The following is a 16,603-nucleotide window of genomic DNA, read 5'->3' as shown; positions in this document are numbered from 1 at the left end:
GTGGGTGAGATGCCGCTGCCCTTTACTTCCAGGAGAACGCATCCTTGGGCAGGCCCGGTAGCGATTTGCGGATGGCGGGGGCGATCTTGTCCTGCAGGGCTTGGCGGGTGAGGGCCGAGATCTCTTCGGCCAGGCTGTTCCATTCGCCCTCGCGGGAGAGCAGGAAGAAATTGCGGCGACCCAGCTGGCTGGGCGGCAGCGGCACCAGCACCACATCGGGCAGGCAGTGACGCGACTGCCACAGGCACAAGGGCGTGGTGACGGCATACCCCATGCCCCATGCCACCAGGTTGAGCATCGGATCGGTGGCATCGAATTCCAGGCGGCGCGGTGCGTCCAGCTTGATGTGCCGGAGATAGCGCTCGATCTGCTGGCCGATGACCGAGCGGCGCGTGTAACGCAGCAGGGGCAGGCTTTGCAGGGCCGCCTGGTAGTCCTGGCCGGCATCGGCATGCCGCTCGGCCACGCTTCTGGGAATCACCGCCAGGAAGCATTCGGAAAAGAGCAGGCGCTGTTCGATGCGCAGGTCATTGACGGTCGATTCGGTACACACCGCCAGGTCCAGCTCGCGTCGCTGCAGTTGCTCCGACAGGATGGGGGTGAGTCCCGACCACAGCGAGATCTGCCGGGCTCCTTTGGCGATGGCCTGGACCAGGATAGGACCCAGCGTGGCCGAGAAGGAATCCACGCCACCCAGGCGGATCTGCGCTACCTCCGAGCGCGAGGCATCGATCAGGCGTTCATTGACGCGCTGCGCATGTTCGAGCAGGTCTTGCGCCAGTTCCATCAACAGGCGACCGGCAGCGGTGGGGCGGGACGGGCGGAATTCGCGGTCCAGCAGCACCATGCCGCTCTGGGTTTCCAGCGACTTGATCAGCTGGCTGATGGCGCTTTGCGTGACTCCCAGCTTGCGGGCAGCCTCGATCATGGAGCCACCTTCGCAGACGGCGACGAAAGCCTGGAGGGCGTGCAGGTCGAATGGCATGTCAGGCATGGAACGATCCTTTCCGAAGAGACGTGCGGCCGGAAGTGGTTTTTCTTGCGGTCGCGTGGGGTGATCATGGAACGAAAGCAGGTACCGGAGCGTGATGTTAATACCCACTTCTTCAAAACATTAGTTTGTCTAATGCTGCCCCGCTTGTCGATTTTTTCAGGTGACACTGCATGCCATTCTGATTGAAGAGGATGCTATGAACCCTGCAATGAATGCTTACGACGCCATCGTGATCGGCGCCGGCGTGATTGGTACTTCCACCGCTTTCCACCTGGCCCGGCTGGGCGCGCGCAAGGTCCTCGTGCTGGATCGCAAGACCGTCGGCGAAGGCACCACCTCGCAGTCCTCCGGCATCCTGCGCACGCATTATTCGGTGCAGGAGAACGTCGCGCTGGCGCAGTTGTCGTGGGACACCTTCAACAATTTCTCTGCCTATGTGGAGGATGAAGAGGCGTCCTGCGGACTGGTCAAGTGCGGCTACATGATCTGGTCTGCCGATGACGACAAGCTCGACCCACTGCGTGCATCGCTCAAGGGCCAGGAGGCGCAGGGCATCGCCTTGCAGTATCTGGATGCCAGGCAGGCCGCCGAGCTGCTGCCCATTGCCCGCTTCGATGATGCGGCCCTGATCAGCTTCGAGCCGGAGGCCGGTTTTGCCGACGCCTATCTGGTGGCGACTTCGTTTGCGCGTGCCGCGCGCCGACGCGGCGTGACCGTGAAAGAGGGTGTCAGCGTGGAGCGCCTGCTCATCGAGAACGGTCGCGTGCGCGGTGTGGAAACCAGCGCCGGCCGTTTCCTCAGCGACGTGGTCATCAGCACGCAAAACATCTGGACCCCGGAGCTGGCCGCCTGGACCGGCCTGACCCTGCCGGTGCGGCCGGAGCGCCATACGGTGCTGGCACTGGAGGGGCCGCAGGCCTATACCTTCGCCATGCCGGTCTTCAAGGACCTGGCTTCCCGGGGCATGCTCTACGGCCGCAGTTATGGCGGCACCCAGATGCTGGTGTCCGAGGGCGTGGTCGGCGAGCGCCTGGAGACGCCCGATACCGAGCAGGGCGACGTGCCCCTGGATGCCATCGTGGAGATCGGCGAGCAGGTGGCACAACGTTTCCCCAGCTATGAGACGGCGGGCCTGGCGACTTCCTGGACCGGTGTCTATGACGTGACCCCTGACTGGAATCCCGTGCTGGGGCAGTTGCCGGGGGTGGAGGGCCTGATCGCCGGATTCGGTTTCTCCGGTCATGGCTTCAAGCTGTCGCCGGCGGTCGGACAGGTGCTGGCGCAATGCGCCCTGGGGCTGCCCACCGACGTCTCGCTGGATCCCTATTCGATCGAACGCTTCTCCACCGGCAAGCTGCTGGTGGGCAAGTACGGGTCGGGTGCAGTGTCCTGAGCGGCGGGCTCGCCATGCAGATCGTCCTGCTCGATGAGGTGTTGCCCGAGCCTTGGCGCAACGGTGGCGGCACGACGCGCCCGCTGGCCAGTGGCTGGGCCAATGCAGGCAGCGAGCACGCTGCTCTGTCCCGGGATGACGCCGCGCCCGACTGGCGTCTGAGCCTGGCCAATATCGTGGCCGATGGCGAGTTTTCGGTCCTTCCGGGCATGGACCGGCACGCGCTCTTGCTGGGTAGTGGCGAGGTGAGCCTGACGAGCAGTTCCACGGAGCCAGTCTGTGCACGGCCTTTGCAGGCGATCCGCTTCGCGGGGGAGCCGCGCTGGTATGCGCAACGTGAGCCTGGTAGCGGGCAAACGCAGTTCCTGAACCTGATGGTGCGCCGTTCCTTGGTGCGCGGTGAACTGCGGGTGATCGGACAGGCTTGCCAGGTCGGGAGCGTTGCGGCCTGGGCGCTGCTGCCGCTTGCGGGGCGCTGGCAAGTGTCGGGCGATGTCGTGGTCGCCCAGGGGCAGCTGGCCTGGGATCGCGCGGGCCCCGGTCCGCATTGCCTGCCGCTGGACGACGATGCCAGTGCGGTGTTGGTGCGTGTCCATTCCATCTGATCAGGTCGGATACCGGTGCTTGATGAGGCGCCGTGCGTGGCCTGGTTACTTTTTTATTGAGGCAGATGAAGTCATGAAAATACTTGTCGCAGTCAAACGCGTGGTCGATTTCAACGTGAAGGTGCGGGTCAGATCCGATGGCAGCGGTGTCGATGTCGGCGCGGTCAAGATGAGCATGAACCCGTTTGACGAGATCGCCGTGGAAGCCGCCGTACGTCTGAAGGAAGCCGGCGTGGCCACGGAAGTGGTGGCGGTCTCCTGCGGCCCCGCTGCCTGCCAGGAAACCTTGCGTACGGCCATGGCCATCGGCGCCGATCGCGGCATCCTGGTGGAATGCGCACAGGAGCTGCAGCCGCTGGCGGTGGCCAAGCTGTTGCGCGCGGTGCTGATCCAGGAGCAGCCCGGCCTGGTGGTGGTCGGCAAGCAAGCCATCGATGACGACAGCAACCAGACAGGCCAGATGCTGGCGGCCCTGGCGGGAATGCCGCAGGCCACCTTTGCATCGCAGTTGCAAATGGCCGGAGAAGAAATCATCGTCACCCGCGAAGTCGATGGCGGCCAGGAGTCCATTGCCCTGAAGCTGCCGGCGGTGATCACGACCGACCTGCGGCTCAATGAGCCGCGCTACGTCACCTTGCCCAACATCATGAAGGCCAAGAAGAAACCGCTGGAGGTGCTCACGCCGCAGGCGCTGGGTGTCGAGGTGGCCGTGCGACTAAGTACGCTGAAGCTTGCCGAACCGCCCGTTCGCAAGGCCGGCGTGAAGCTGCCCGATGTCAGCGCGCTGGTCGCAAAGCTGAAAAACGAAGCCAACGTCATTTGAGGAAATGTCCATGTCAGTCCTGATCATCGCCGAACACGACAACCAATCGCTCAAGAGCGCCACACTGCACGCGGTAACGGCGGCCAGGCAATGCGGCAGTGACATTGCATTGCTGGTTTGTGGCCAGCAGTGCGAGCCGGTCGCTCGCGCCGCAGCTGCCGTGGCCGGTGTGGACCGCGTACTGGTAGCGGACGCAGCGCATTTCGCCGATGGCCTGGCAGAGAACCTGGCGGCGCAAGCGGTGGCGCTGGCCGGCGCCTTTAGCCATGTCATGGCCACGGCGACGGCGGCCGGCAAGAACGTCTTGCCACGGGTGGCGGCGTTGCTGGATGTGGCGCAGATTTCCGAGATCACCCGGGTGGTGGATGCGGACACCTTCGAGCGACCCATCTACGCGGGCAATGTGATTGCCACCGTCAGGTCGTCCGATCCGATCAAGCTCATCTCGGTGCGTGCCACTGCCTTCGAGGCGGCCGCCTGCACAGGCGGCCATGCGCTCATCGAGCCAGTCACCGTCGTGGCCGATGCCGGACTCTCGCGCGTGGTCTCGCGACAGACCAATCCGACAGACCGGCCGGAACTGGCGTCGGCCAGGATCGTGGTCTCGGGGGGACGAGGCCTGGGCTCCGGCGAGCACTACGCCGCGCTGCTCGGGCCGCTGGCCGACAAGCTCAACGCTGCCCTGGGCGCATCGCGGGCGGCGGTGGATGCGGGCTATGTCCCCAACGACTACCAGATCGGCCAGACCGGCAAGGTGGTCGCGCCGGAGCTTTATCTGGCCGTCGGCATTTCCGGTGCGATCCAGCATCTGGCCGGCATGAAGGACTCCAAGGTCATCGTGGCCATCAACAAGGATGAAGAAGCGCCCATCTTCTCGGTGGCCGACTATGGCATCGTCGGTGACCTCTTCGAGCTCGTGCCGGCGCTGGTCAAGGAACTGGGGTAAGCGATGCAGATGGCGCAGTTGCTTGGACAATATGGTCCACGCGAATCCATGGAGTACGACGTGGTGGTGGTCGGTGGTGGACCAGCCGGCCTGGCGGCTGCGATCCGGCTGAAACAGTTGTCGTCGGACCTGTCGGTCTGCGTGCTGGAAAAAGGCAGTGAAATCGGCGCCCACATCCTCTCCGGCGCGGTCATGGACCCGCGCGCCCTGAGTGAACTCATCCCCGACTGGAAGGCGCAAGGCGCGCCGCTGGACACCCCGGTGAGCGAAGACCGCTTCCTCTTCCTCTCCGCCACCAAGGCCTACAAGACACCCAACTGGCTGCTGCCAGCCTGTTTCCAGAATCACGGCAACTACGTGATCTCGCTGTCCAACGTCACCCGCTGGCTGGGCCAGCAGGCCGAGGCGCTGGGCGTGGAGATCTTCCCCGGCTTCCCCGCCGCCGAGATCCTCTACAACGACGATGGCTCGGTCAAGGGCGTGGCCACCGGCAACATGGGCATCAACAAGGAAGGTGAACCCGGCCCCGAATTCCAGCTGGGCATGGAACTGCACGCCAAGTACACCTTCTTCGCCGAAGGCGCGCGCGGTCACCTGGGCAAGCAATTGATCGCCAAGTACAAGCTGGACGCCGGCCGTGATCCGCAGACCTATGCCATCGGCATCAAGGAACTGTGGGAAGTGAAGCCCGAGGTGCACCAGCCCGGCCTGGTGATCCACACCGCCGGCTGGCCGTTGGCCAACGATACCTATGGCGGCTCCTTCCTGTATCACCTGGAAAACAACCAGGTCGCAGTGGGTTACGTGGTGGGCCTGGCCTACGAGAATCCCTACCTGTCGCCCTTCGAGGAATTCCAGCGCTACAAGACCCACCCGGAGATCCGCAAGTTCTTCGAAGGCGGCAAGCGCCTCTCTTACGGCGCCCGCGCCATCACCGCGGGCGGTGTGCAATCGCTGCCCAAGCTGGTGTTCCCGGGTGGTGCGCTGCTGGGCTGCGATGCGGGCTTCCTCAATGCCTCGCGCATCAAGGGCAGCCACGCCGCCATCAAGAGCGGCATGATGGCCGCCGATGCCGCCTTCCAGGCCTTGGGCGAGAACCGCCAGTCTGATGAGCTGGCCGCCTATCCGGCTGCCTTCGAAGCGTCGTGGCTGAAGGAAGAATTGCACAAGGCCCGCAACTTCAAGCCCTCGATGAGCCGTGGTCTGGTGACCGGCACGCTGCTGGTGGGCATCGACCAGGTGCTCTTCGGCGGCAAGGCGCCGTGGACCCTGCGTCATACGCATGCGGACCATGAGTGCCTGAAACCAGCGGCCAACTATGCGCCGATCGACTATCCGAAGCCGGACGGCAAGCTGACTTTCGACCGCCTGTCGTCGGTGTTCATCTCCAACACTAACCACGGCGAAGACCAACCCGCCCACCTCACGCTCAAGGACAAGAACGTGCCGGTGCAGATCAACCTGGCCAAGTACGGCGGCCCGGAATCGCGCTACTGTCCGGCGGGGGTGTATGAGTTCGTCAGGAACGAGGACAACAGCGAACGCCTGCAGATCAATGCCCAGAACTGCGTGCACTGCAAGACCTGCGACATCAAGGACCCGACCCAGAATATCGTCTGGGTCGCGCCTGAGGGGGGCGGTGGGCCGAATTATTCAGGGATGTAGTGTCATCGGGGCATTCAGTGATGCGCGCCCAGCACCACCGCACCCGCTGCGATCACGAGGCAGGACAGCACGCGCCGCAGCGTCAGCTTCTCGCCCAGGAACAGCGCGCCGATCAGCAGCGCAAACAGCACCGAGGTCTCGCGCAGGGCCGATACCATGCCCATGGGTGCCAGCGTCACGGCCCAGATCACGATGCCATAGGCTAGCAGTGACATCACCCCGCCGGCCAGGCCGATCCAGGTCTCTTTCTGGTTCAGCACCACCGGCGAGCGGCCATGCCGGCGCCAGTAGATCAGGGCCAGCGGGATGCTGTCGGTGACGAACAGCCAGCCGGCGTAGGCCATGGCATCTCCTGCCAGGCGCGCGCCGATGCCGTCGGTGACGGTATAGGCGGCGATGAAGGCCCCGGTGGCAAAGGCCGCCATGGGGCCGGCCAGGTGCTCGCGCCGGCCCAGGTTGCGCAGGTCGGCCAGGCTGACGATGCCGGCCGAGACCAGCAGGATGCCTGCCACCGTATGGACACCCAGTTGCTCGCCGGCGAACAGCGCCGCCCCCAGTGCCACCAGCAGGGGCGAGGAACCGCGCGCGATCGGATAGGACTGGCCGAAGTCGCCGATCTGGTAGGCACGGATCAGGAACAGGTTGTAGCCGGTATGCAGTACACCCGAAAGGATGATGTAGAACCAGCTGGCGGCATCCGGCCAGGGCCGCCACAGCACCAGCGGGATGGCGCCCAGGCCGGCACCGATGGTCATCAGCGACAGCGAGGCCAGGCGGTCATGGCTGCTCTTGAGCAGGGCGTTCCAGGAGGCGTGCAGGAGTGCAGCGGCCAGCACCAGGGCAATGACGGACAGGCTCATGCGCTGCGCACCGTGTCGAGATCGGCGCGGCAGCGCCACAGCGCATGGCCGGAGGCCTGGTACTTGCGTTCGAAGGGGGTGATGGGCGTCTCAGGCAGCCAGGGCTCGGCCTGGACGGGCAGGCCGCTCAGCTGGTGCAGCGCGGCGGCGAATTCCTCGACATAGATCTGCCAGTTGCTGCGGCATTCGATCTGCCCGCCCAGCGCCACGATGGCGGGAAACACCGCATGGCCCTGCCAGCGCCGTGCCAGGTGGCCGATCTTGGGCCAGGGATTGGGGTAGAGCAGGTAATGCCGTGCCGGGCGCCATCCCGCCTGCAGCGCCAGGCGCCAGTAGTCGACCAGGTCGGCGCGCACGAAGCAGAGGTTGTGCGGCTGCGGCCCTTCCCAGAGGGTATTGCGCGCCAGGCGGTCGGCTGACTGGTCGATGCCGATGACGAAGTGGTCCGGGTATTGCGTGGCCAGGTTCAGCGTGGACAGGCCCACGCCGCAGCCGGTGTCGAGGATCAGCGGCGCTTCGCCCGCCGCGCGCCAGGCCGCCATGCTGGCCTCGAAGGCGCGCAGGTTGTAGTCGGTGACGGGTTTGCGGAAGGGATGGGCGGCGTGGCGGGCGACCAGTTCGGCCAGTTGCTCATGCACGCCTGTCTGGGCGCTGCTGATGGGGGTGGAATTCACGGGGACGCAAGCTCGGACGGCAAAGCGCCATTCTAACGGAGGCGGCCCCGGTCACGCCGACAGGATGCTGACCACAAAGAGAAACGCCGCGCTTGAGCGCGGCGTCATGGGGCGGTGGAGATCATCCGTGTTCAGTGCAGCGTCATGGGATGACGCATCATCACGTCATAGCGGCTCAGGAAGGTGTCAATGTCGTCCATCGTGGGTTCGGAGGCGATCAGCTCCTGCACGTCCTTGCGGAACAGCTCGGCGGCCGGACCGTCGATGTAGATCTCGCGCTGGCCGGACTTGTCCATGATCTCGTAGCCGCCGAAACGCAGGGCTTCATGGTCGTTGTCCGCACCGAATTCGACGACGCTGTATTGCTCGCTGTTGTAGATCAGGTTCATAGTGACTCCTTATGCTGGAATACTGCTTCGAAAAGGAAGTGGCGCCTTCACCGTCAAATTTCAAGGCCCATCCTGCCGGGCCACGCCTGATGATGCATTTCTGGCTACTTCGATACAGCTTCCTGACGGAGCGCCGCGTCGCTTGCGCTCCTGTCTCTGGTTACGGCAGCCTGGGCCCAAAACTTTGATGGCTCTCCTGTTGCCTTTGCCCAATGGCCACCGGTCCAGCTTGTCCTGCAGAAGGTAGATGGCATTGCCCGGGGGAAGTTCAGCGCCGGGGCGGGCCCCTCTACAGGCCTTTCAACAGGGCTGGCCCTGATGTGATACCAGCATGCCGCTTTTGTGCCGAAAAGAACATCAGGAAAATTCTGATCGGGCCACAGTCTGCATCCTGGCCGCGTATCGGCGCAGGGGTGGCGTAAAAGACAACGGGACCGCAGAGGGTCCCGTTGTTCATCCAGCCGGCAGCCTGGCGGCTGCGCTATCAGGTTCAGTGATTTTTGCGGGCCAGCTTGCCCGGTTCCACGCCCAGCTGCTTGAGCTTGCGGTAGAGGTGGGTGCGTTCCAGGCCGGTACGTTCGGCCACGCGGGTCATGCTGCCGTTCTCGCGCACCAGGTGGTACTCGAAGTAGGCGCGCTCGAAGGCGTCGCGGGCCTCGCGCAGCGGCAGGTCGAAGGAGATGTTGGCGGCATTGTCGGCGACCTGGCCGAAGGGGGCGGCGGCGGCCGGTGTGCCATGATGCGCCGGTTCGCCTCCCAGGGCGGGGGCGTAGGCGGTCACCGGGGTGACGTGTTCGGGGACATGCAGGCCGTCGCCGGCGCCATTGGCGACCGCTGCCACCGGTGCCGGGCGATAGCTGGCCGGGCGGACCGCTTCGCGGCTGTGCGACAGGCCCTGCTGCACGGCCTTGAGCAGCTTCTGCAGCGCGATCGGCTTTTCCAGGAAGTTGAGCGCGCCGATGCGGGTGGCCTCGACGGCGGTATCGATGGTGGCGTGGCCGGACATCATGATCACCGGCATCGTCAGGAGACCATCGCGCTGCCACTCCTTCAAGAGCGTGACGCCGTCGGTGTCGGGCATCCAGATATCGAGCAGCACGAGGTCAGGCACGCCGGCCTGGCGAAGCTCGCGTGCCTGCTGCGCATTTTCCGCAGTGGTCACGACATGCCCCTCATCGCCCAGAATCTCTGAGAGCAATTCGCGGATACCCATTTCGTCATCGACGACCAGGATGTTAGCCATGTGCTGCTTTCCTCGCTGCTAGTTCATTGTCCAAGTTTTCGATCTTGTTCCGGGCCGGCCGGTTCAACGGTGGCGGACCGGCCTTGATGAACTGCCGGTGAACCCGGCATGGTGCATTCGAATCTTGAGCCTTATTCAATAGGTGCTAACTTTACCAGCAAAATTACAATTTTTGCGCCTCTCCCCTCTGTACGATTCTGGATATCGATGCGTCCGCCGTGTTCCTCGACGATTTTTTTGACCATTGCCAGCCCCAGACCGGTACCCCGGGCCTTGGAGGTGACGTAGGGTTCGAAGGCGCGGGCCAGGATCTTGGGCGAGAAACCGGGGCCATTATCGGTGATGGACAGCCGCACCGCCGGCCGGGCGGTGCCATCGGCACCGGTGATCTCGATCTGTTCGGTCAGCACATCGATGCGGGGCGAGTCCGGCTGGTCGTCGGCCACCGCATCCTGGGCGTTCTGCAGCAGGTTATGGATGACCTGGCGCATCTGGGTGGCGTCTCCCATGACCTTGGCCATGTCCGGCGCCAGGCGGGCCTGGATGACGTCACGGCCATCGCCGGCCAGGTAGAGGTTGAGGATTTCCTCGATCAGCGCATTCAGATCCAGCGCCTCCGGCTTGGCCGGCGGCGTCTTGGCGTAGTCGCGGAAGTCGTCCACCATGCGCTTCATGGCCGTGACCTGGTTGACGATGGTGGTGGTGCTCTTGTCCAGGATGGCGGCGTCGGCCGGCATGAGCTTATCCGAGAGACGGTGCTGCAGGCGCTCGGCCGAGAGCTGGATGGGGGTCAGCGGGTTCTTGATCTCGTGGGCCAGGCGGCGCGCCACCTCGCCCCAGGCGATCGAGCGCTGGGCCGAGATGACGTTGCTGATATCGTCGAACACCACCACATAGCCCACGCCGTTTTCGACCGGCAGGTGCGAGCCGCGCGCCAGCAGGGTGAGCTTGTCATGATCGGGCTTGCCGCCCTGTTCGCCCTCGGCTTCCAGCGCCGCGCCCGGCTGGCGCGACAGTTCGAACTGGCGCTGCCAGTGCAGGCCGTCGCGCGAGGCGTCGCTGCTGTGCTGGGCCAGCTGTTCGGAGAAGGCGCGGATGATGGCCTGGGCGAACGGCGCCTGGCTTTCGATAGTCTGCAGCGGCGTGCCGATGTCGGCCGAGAAGTCGTAGCCCAGGATGCGGCGCACCGATTCGTTGGCGCTGACGATGTCGAACTGGCCGTCCAGCACCATCACCCCGGCGGACATGTTGGCCAGCACCGACTCCAGGTAGGCCTTGGCGTTTTCCAGCTCGGCGCGGTTCTTTTCCACCGAGGTACGCGCCTCCAGCAGCTGGCGCGTCATGATGTTGAAGGACTGCGTGAGCGTGCCCAGCTCGTCGGAGGTGCTCACGATGGGCCGTGGCGAGAGATTGCCCTCGGCCACCGCCTTGGTGCCTTCGGCCAGCAGCAGCAGGGGTTTGGCCAGGTCGCTGGCGATCAGGAAGGCGCTGGCGATGGCCGCGAAGATGGCCAGCAGCAGGGTCAGCGTCAGGGTCACCAGGTAGATCTTGCGCAGGCCGGAGCGCGATACCGAGCGTTGCTGGTACTCGTTGTAGGCCAGGCGCAGGGTTTCGGCATTGGTGGCCAGGTAGTCGGGCACCGGCTGCAGGATCTGCAGGTAGCGCGTCTCGGACTGCAGGGAAAGGCCACGGCTGGGCGCCGGCACCAGCACCACCACATGCAGGCGCAGGTTGCCGTCGGAGTCGGATTCGCCGCTAGGCGGGCGGGTGTCGTCGCTTTCCACCGCCGAGAAGGCGCGCGAGACCCGCGCCTGGCGCATCGCCTGGGTACTGGGCAGGATGGGGGTGAGCGAGCCGATGGCGCCGCCCACCGTACTCATCACCTGGCCGTTGCCGTTGACGATGGTGATTTCCATGTTCTGGTCGCGCTGGCGCGAGAGGTAGGTCACCTGCTCGGAATCGCTCATGTCCGACAGTTCCTGGGCCATGCCGCGGGCGCGCGAGACCAGGTCCGACAGCGAGGAGTCGAGGGCATTGCGGCCCAGGTTCAGGCCGGACTCCAGCGCCGCCTCCATGCGCACGTCGAACCAGGATTCGATGGAGCGTGACACGAACTGCACCGACATCAGGTAGATCACCGCCCCCGGGACGATGCCCACCAGCGCAAACATCAGCACCAGCCGCGCCAGCAGCTTGGAGCCGAACTTGCCGCGCCGGTAACGCTTGTAAAGACGCCCCAGCAGCAGGAGCACCAGGCCCAGCAGCGAAATGGCGGCCAGGCCGTTCAAGAACAGCAGCCACGGATAGTGCTGTTCGAAGAGGGCGGAGTTTTCGGAAGCCGAGGCCAGCAGGAACAGCAGGATGCTGATGACGCCCCCGCCGACCACCAGCAGATAGCGTAAGGTGCGGCTCATTCGGGTTTGTAGGTGAATTCGATCCAGTCGGAGGACAGGCGCCAGTCGCTGTTGTTGAGCGCATTGACCTGGAAGGGCTTGGGCAGCTGTGCCACGTCCAGGCGCATGCGCAGGCCCACGTTGTAGTTATCGCCGGCCTTGAGGGTATTGTTGTCGGCGATGATCCAGCGCGGCGGGCGGCGGATGAGCGTCATCGCATCTTCCAGATTGGTGAAGCTTTGCTGCAATTGACCGCTGATGGCGGTGTGATACTGGCGCGTCAGCACATTGTAAGAGATGCGCACGGTGCGCGAGACCGACACGCTGCTCTCGTCGAACCAGTACCAGCGGCGTCGGGTCAGCTGTACCTCGGTCGTGAAATACAGCGGCACCCCGCGCGAAAGGGCATCTTCCAGCCCGCGATTCAATTCGAAGTCATAGGCCACCGAGAGGCGATAGCCCTCGTCGCTGGCCTCGATGCTGGCCTGGTTGACGGTGATCTCGGCGGCATGGGCGTTGGTACCCGGGCAGGTCAGCAGCAGCACCAGGGCCAGGGTCAGCAGCCATTGCTGCCATCCCTGCCGCAGCAAGGCGGTCAGGTGGGCATGAACGCGCGCGGCGCAGCCTGGCAGGCTGCGCGCACGGGAAGGGAAGAGAGCCGATTGCGTCAAATTCATGCACCCGTTTTTTGGAACAGCGCATAGAACAGGCCATCGTGGTCGGCATCCCCGCCGGCGGTCGGCAACAGTTGACCTGGAGCGGGCAGCCGGATGGCATTGTGTTTCTGCGCGAAGGCGATCGCTTGCTGTTCAGATTCCTGGGGCCACAGCGAGCAGGTTACGAGGAGCAATTTACCATCCGGTCGCAGCATGTGCCAAAGCTTGTCCAAAATTTGCGCGGAAAGTGTTGCTAGCTGCGTGGTGTCGGTCTTGCGTCGCAGCCAGCGGATATCCGGGTGGCGCCGTACGATGCCCGAGGCGGTACAGGGTACGTCGGCCAGGATGCGGTCGAAGGGCTGGCCATCCCACCAGTCGTCCTCGCGGGCGTCGCCGGTGCTCAGACGGGCCGTCAGCTGCAGGCGCGCCAGGTTCTCGTCGATGCGCTGCAGGCGGCGCGGGTCGTGGTCCAGCGCCACCAGGTCGAGATCGGCCAGCTCCAGCAGGTGGCCGGTCTTGCCGCCGGGGGCGGCGCAGGCGTCCAGCACGCGCATGCCATCGGCCACATCCAGCAGCGGCGCGGCCAACTGGGCGGCGGCGTCCTGCACCGAGACCACGCCCTCGGCGAAGCCGGGGATCTGCTGCACCGGCACCGGCTTGTCCAGCCGCACCGCGCTGGGGCCGACTTGGCGTGCCTGCATGCCGGCGGCCGTCAGCGTGGCCAGGTATTGCTCGACCGTGGCTCGGCGGCGGTTCACGCGCAGGGTCAGCGGCGGGGGCTGGTTGCCGACGTGGAGGATGCGCTGCCAATCCTCGGGGTAGGCCGACTTGAGGCGGTCGATCCACCAGGTCGGGTAGTTCCAGGTGCCGGGCGGGGTCTTGGTGGCCTGCGGCATCAGCGTCGCCCGCTCACGCAGGAAGCGGCGCAGGATGGCGTTGACCACGCCCTTGGCGAAGCTCATCTCCGGGCTGATGGCAGCGGCTTCCACGGCCTGGTTGACCACGGTGAAGCTGTCATAGCCGGCCTCGTCCTCGTCGGCCAGCAGCGCCAGCGCGCTTACCAGCAGGCCGTGCAGCACCTCGGGCTGGGGTGGCTTGTTGGCCAGCAGGGCCAGCAGGGCGTCGCTCAGGCCCAGGCCGCGCATGGCGCGGTAGCTCAGGTCCTGGATGGCGCCACGCGAGGCGGCGGGGGCATCGCTGCGCGCGAAGATCTGCGCCAGTGCCTGTGGCAAGGCGTGGCCGGCACGCACGGCGGCCACTGCCTGGGCGGCATAGGCCAGCTGGTAGGCCAGCGAATCGGCCTTGGCCGAGGAGGAGAGAAGGGAAATCTGGATCACGTCAATGCTTGCTCTAGGAGGCCAGGCGCCAGGGTTGTCGGCATTTCATGATGGCAACTGCGGGCGCGACCGGCGCGGCCCGCCAGTGTACCAGCCGCCAGCCCCGGCCACACCTGTACGTTGGAAATAGAAGTAGCGGGCGCCCGCCAGCAGGAATCGCCGGCTTCGGCTAAAGTGCCCTCCCGCAGTCCGTTCCGAGGCTGCTCCCGCACAAGGAAGGTCCCGATGTCCGCCCCACAGGCCGATCACGCCCCGCACGACGATATTCCCCGCTGGATGGTGCTGCTGCTGGCCGCCGCCTGCGGCATCATCGTCGCCAACCTCTACTATGCCCAGCCGCTGATCGGGCCGATCAGCCGCGCCACCGGTATCTCGCCCGGTGCCGCCGGCCTGATCGTCACGCTGACCCAGGTCGGCTATGGCCTGGGCCTGCTCTTCATCGTCCCCATGGGCGACCTGTTCGAGAACCGCCGCCTGGTCCTCTCGGGCCTGGTGGTGACCTGCATCGCCCTGGTCGGCGCGGCCCTGGCCCAGAGTGCCACGCAGCTGCTGGTCTCGGTGCTGCTGATCGGCTTGTCCTCGGTGGGGGCGCAGGTGCTGGTGCCGTATGCGGCGCATTTTTCGCCCTTGCACAGCCGCGGCCGGGCGGTGGGCAATGTGATGAGCGGCTTGCTGCTGGGAATCCTGCTGGCGCGGCCGCTGGCCAGCCTGGTGGCCGACCTGTTCGGCTGGCATGCCATCTTCGGCCTGTCGGCGGTGCTGGTGGCGGCACTCATCGTGGTGCTGGTGCGTTATCTCCCCAGGCGCCAGCCGCCGGCTGGCCTGCACTATGCGGCCCTGCTGGCGTCCATGTGGACGCTGGTCAAGACCACGCCGCTGTTGCGTCGTCGCGCCTTCTATCACGCCATGCTGTTTGCCTCCTTCAGCCTGTTCTGGACGGCCTCGCCACTATGGCTGGCCAGCCCGCGCTTCGGCATCTCGCAGCAGGGCATCGCGCTCTTCGCCTTTGCCGGCGTGATCGGCGTCGTGGCGGCTCCCCTGGCCGGACGCATGGCCGACCGTGGCTGGAGCCGCCCGGCGACCGGCGCGGCGTTGCTGTGTGGCGCGCTGTCCTTCCTGCTGCCGCACCTCTTCGAGGGCGGCCGCACGTTTTCGCTGGCCATGCTGCTGCTGGCGGCCATCCTGCTCGATTTCGCCGTGTCGGCCAACCTGGTGCTGAGCCAGCGCGCCATCTATGCCCTCGGCGGAGAAATCCGCAGCCGCCTCAACGGCCTCTTCATGGCCACCTTCTTCGCCGGCGGCGCGGCCGGCTCGGGCCTGGGCGGCTGGATCTATGCCCAGGCCGGCTGGAGCGGCGTGACCTGGCTGGGGTTTGCCTTCCCGATGCTGGCGTTGTTGTATTACCTGGGTGAATTGCGCGGGCGGCATTGATCCTCCAGGCCAGCGCCTGGCGCGCCTCAACGCAAAAACGGCTGCCGCGGTGGATGATCGCGGCAGCCGTTTTTTCATGCCGTCGGGTGGCGGCACTGCACAGACTTCAGGGCGACAGGTGCTTCAGACGCCCCACAGGACGTCGTAGTTGCCCTTTTTGGCCTCACGCAGCATGTCCAGCAGCGGATAGGCGCGTGCCGAGAAGGTGACCGGCTCGATCTTCTCGTGCTTGTGATCGTCGATGTCGGCGTTGTGGTGGGCATTGATGTCGCGCGCCAGCACTTCGGCGGCTTCATGCGCCTTGCTGGCGCTGATCTGGCTTTCCAGCTGGGCGATGGCGTCGCCGGCTTCGGCTGCGGTGATCACGCCACGGGCGGGATCCTTGTGCAGCAGGTCCAGGATGGGCTTGGCGTGCGATTCATACATCACCACGTCGGCGGCCGCTTTTGATTTGAAGGTGATCAGCATATTTCCTCTGGGATCTTTGATTGGAAACGATTTTTGGTCGAGGCCCGGTCTGGCCGGAGCATCGGGAAATGCGCTGCAGACTGCTACCGCATCGCTGCGGGACTACCTGTCTGGAGTCACAGGCAGGAACAAGAATACTCCGCAGTCCGGGGCTTTGTCATCCGGGCCTATGTTGGTTTGAAAGAGCTGAAAAAGGTTTCAATATTTTCATCGGTGATGGTTTTTTCATCGCCGACGATGAGGATCTGGTACACCCGCGTGCCCTTGGCCGCCAGCCGGGCCACCAGCCGTAGCGGACGCCCGCGCGCCACGCCATGGGCATCGATATCCAGGCTGCGGGCAAAACCATCGGTCTTGCCTGGCCAGGTCGGTGCACCCTGCGCCTGGCCGCCGATATTGTTGAGCAGGGCGGTGCGCATGGCCTCCAGCGCGCGGTTGGCGGCGGCGGCATCGGGCAGCTCGGCCGTGCCGACGGCAAAGGTGAGGCCGTCGACCTCGGCGGCGGTCATGCTCATGTCCACCCGGGGGCCGTCCAGGTCCACGCTGCGGGTCACGCTGGCCGGCTTGGCGGGCAGCAGCACGACGAAATGCGCGCCGTTGTCGCTGGCTTCGCGCCAGTTGTAGCGGGGCGAGCAGGCGGCCAGCACCAGAGCGGCCAGGCTGAGGGAAATCACGGCGAAGCGAAGGCGCATGGGGCAAGAGGCATCAGGGCAGGGAGGTCCATCA

Annotated in this window: 16 protein-coding genes; 6 read left to right on the top strand and 10 right to left on the bottom strand. The window is 65.3% G+C overall.

Features of this window, described 5'->3' with window-relative positions; all coding sequences use genetic code 11:
* Nucleotides 1-22: 22 nt before the first annotated feature.
* Complete coding sequence (locus tag ACIPHN_RS13615; RefSeq protein ID WP_400436960.1) at nucleotides 23-994, bottom strand: LysR family transcriptional regulator; 972 nt, start codon at nucleotides 992-994, stop codon at nucleotides 23-25.
* Between the two features lie 208 nt (nucleotides 995-1,202).
* Between ACIPHN_RS13615 and ACIPHN_RS13610 the strand changes: the two genes are divergently transcribed.
* The 5 genes from ACIPHN_RS13610 (at nucleotide 1,203) to ACIPHN_RS13590 (ending at nucleotide 6,426) form a co-directional block, all read left to right on the top strand.
* Nucleotides 1,203-2,387, top strand: a complete 1,185-nt coding sequence (locus ACIPHN_RS13610; protein WP_400436959.1) for an NAD(P)/FAD-dependent oxidoreductase — start codon at nucleotides 1,203-1,205, stop codon at nucleotides 2,385-2,387.
* A gap of 14 nt (nucleotides 2,388-2,401) precedes the next feature.
* Complete coding sequence (locus tag ACIPHN_RS13605; RefSeq protein ID WP_400436957.1) at nucleotides 2,402-2,992, top strand: HutD family protein; 591 nt, start codon at nucleotides 2,402-2,404, stop codon at nucleotides 2,990-2,992.
* A 73-nt stretch (nucleotides 2,993-3,065) separates the two neighbouring features.
* Nucleotides 3,066-3,815, top strand: a complete 750-nt coding sequence (locus ACIPHN_RS13600; protein WP_400436955.1) for an electron transfer flavoprotein subunit beta/FixA family protein — start codon at nucleotides 3,066-3,068, stop codon at nucleotides 3,813-3,815.
* A gap of 10 nt (nucleotides 3,816-3,825) precedes the next feature.
* Nucleotides 3,826-4,761, top strand: coding sequence for an electron transfer flavoprotein subunit alpha/FixB family protein (locus ACIPHN_RS13595; RefSeq protein ID WP_400436953.1), 936 nt, complete (start codon nucleotides 3,826-3,828; stop codon nucleotides 4,759-4,761).
* Nucleotides 4,762-4,764: 3 nt separating this feature from the next.
* Nucleotides 4,765-6,426 carry an electron transfer flavoprotein-ubiquinone oxidoreductase gene (locus tag ACIPHN_RS13590; RefSeq protein ID WP_400436951.1) on the top strand — a complete coding sequence of 554 codons (1,662 nt, stop codon included), beginning with the start codon at nucleotides 4,765-4,767 and terminating at the stop codon, nucleotides 6,424-6,426.
* 14 nt (nucleotides 6,427-6,440) lie between these two features.
* On the opposite strand, the gene ACIPHN_RS13585 is transcribed toward ACIPHN_RS13590, so the two are convergent.
* The 7 genes from ACIPHN_RS13585 to rsmB form a co-directional block, all read right to left on the bottom strand.
* The gene (locus tag ACIPHN_RS13585) at nucleotides 6,441-7,286 is read right to left on the bottom strand and encodes a DMT family transporter (protein ID WP_400436949.1); all 846 of its coding nucleotides are present in this window, start codon (nucleotides 7,284-7,286) and stop codon (nucleotides 6,441-6,443) included.
* Entirely contained in the window at nucleotides 7,283-7,960 is a 678-nt protein-coding gene (locus tag ACIPHN_RS13580; protein WP_400436947.1) for a tRNA (guanine(46)-N(7))-methyltransferase TrmB, read from the bottom strand. Before ACIPHN_RS13580 ends, ACIPHN_RS13585 begins: the two co-directional genes overlap by 4 nt.
* A gap of 131 nt (nucleotides 7,961-8,091) precedes the next feature.
* Nucleotides 8,092-8,349 carry a DUF3567 domain-containing protein gene (locus ACIPHN_RS13575; protein WP_400436946.1) on the bottom strand — a complete coding sequence of 86 codons (258 nt, stop codon included), beginning with the start codon at nucleotides 8,347-8,349 and terminating at the stop codon, nucleotides 8,092-8,094.
* A gap of 490 nt (nucleotides 8,350-8,839) precedes the next feature.
* Entirely contained in the window at nucleotides 8,840-9,592 is a 753-nt protein-coding gene (locus ACIPHN_RS13570; protein ID WP_400436944.1) for a response regulator, read from the bottom strand.
* 131 nt (nucleotides 9,593-9,723) lie between these two features.
* The gene (locus ACIPHN_RS13565; RefSeq protein ID WP_400436942.1) at nucleotides 9,724-12,006 is read right to left on the bottom strand and encodes an ATP-binding protein; all 2,283 of its coding nucleotides are present in this window, start codon (nucleotides 12,004-12,006) and stop codon (nucleotides 9,724-9,726) included.
* Nucleotides 12,003-12,662: a DUF4390 domain-containing protein gene (locus ACIPHN_RS13560; RefSeq protein ID WP_400436940.1), complete on the bottom strand. Its 660-nt coding sequence runs from the start codon at nucleotides 12,660-12,662 to the stop codon at nucleotides 12,003-12,005. Before ACIPHN_RS13560 ends, ACIPHN_RS13565 begins: the two co-directional genes overlap by 4 nt.
* Nucleotides 12,659-13,978 (bottom strand): 16S rRNA (cytosine(967)-C(5))-methyltransferase RsmB, encoded by a 1,320-nt coding sequence (rsmB, locus tag ACIPHN_RS13555; RefSeq protein ID WP_400436938.1) that lies wholly within the window; start codon nucleotides 13,976-13,978, stop codon nucleotides 12,659-12,661. The genes ACIPHN_RS13560 and rsmB overlap by 4 nt, the downstream gene beginning before the upstream one ends.
* A gap of 225 nt (nucleotides 13,979-14,203) precedes the next feature.
* Here rsmB and ACIPHN_RS13550 point away from each other — a divergent pair, with 225 nt between their 5' ends.
* Complete coding sequence (locus ACIPHN_RS13550) at nucleotides 14,204-15,409, top strand: MFS transporter (RefSeq protein ID WP_400436936.1); 1,206 nt, start codon at nucleotides 14,204-14,206, stop codon at nucleotides 15,407-15,409.
* Nucleotides 15,410-15,532: 123 nt separating this feature from the next.
* Here the strand turns inward: ACIPHN_RS13550 and ACIPHN_RS13545 are convergent, their stop codons facing one another.
* Together ACIPHN_RS13545 and ACIPHN_RS13540 are read right to left on the bottom strand one after the other, a co-directional pair.
* Entirely contained in the window at nucleotides 15,533-15,877 is a 345-nt protein-coding gene (locus ACIPHN_RS13545; RefSeq protein ID WP_400436934.1) for a DUF1840 domain-containing protein, read from the bottom strand.
* Nucleotides 15,878-16,044: 167 nt separating this feature from the next.
* A complete protein-coding gene (locus tag ACIPHN_RS13540) occupies nucleotides 16,045-16,569 on the bottom strand; it encodes a hypothetical protein (protein WP_400436933.1) in 525 nt (174 codons plus the stop codon).
* Nucleotides 16,570-16,603: the final 34 nt, after the last annotated feature.

This window comes from Herbaspirillum sp. NPDC087042, assembly GCF_044745245.1.
Taxonomy (GTDB): Bacteria; Pseudomonadota; Gammaproteobacteria; order Burkholderiales; family Burkholderiaceae_D; genus Herbaspirillum.
The sequence above is the reverse complement of the archived record's forward strand: the minus strand, read 5'-3'. Positions and strand labels throughout refer to the sequence as shown.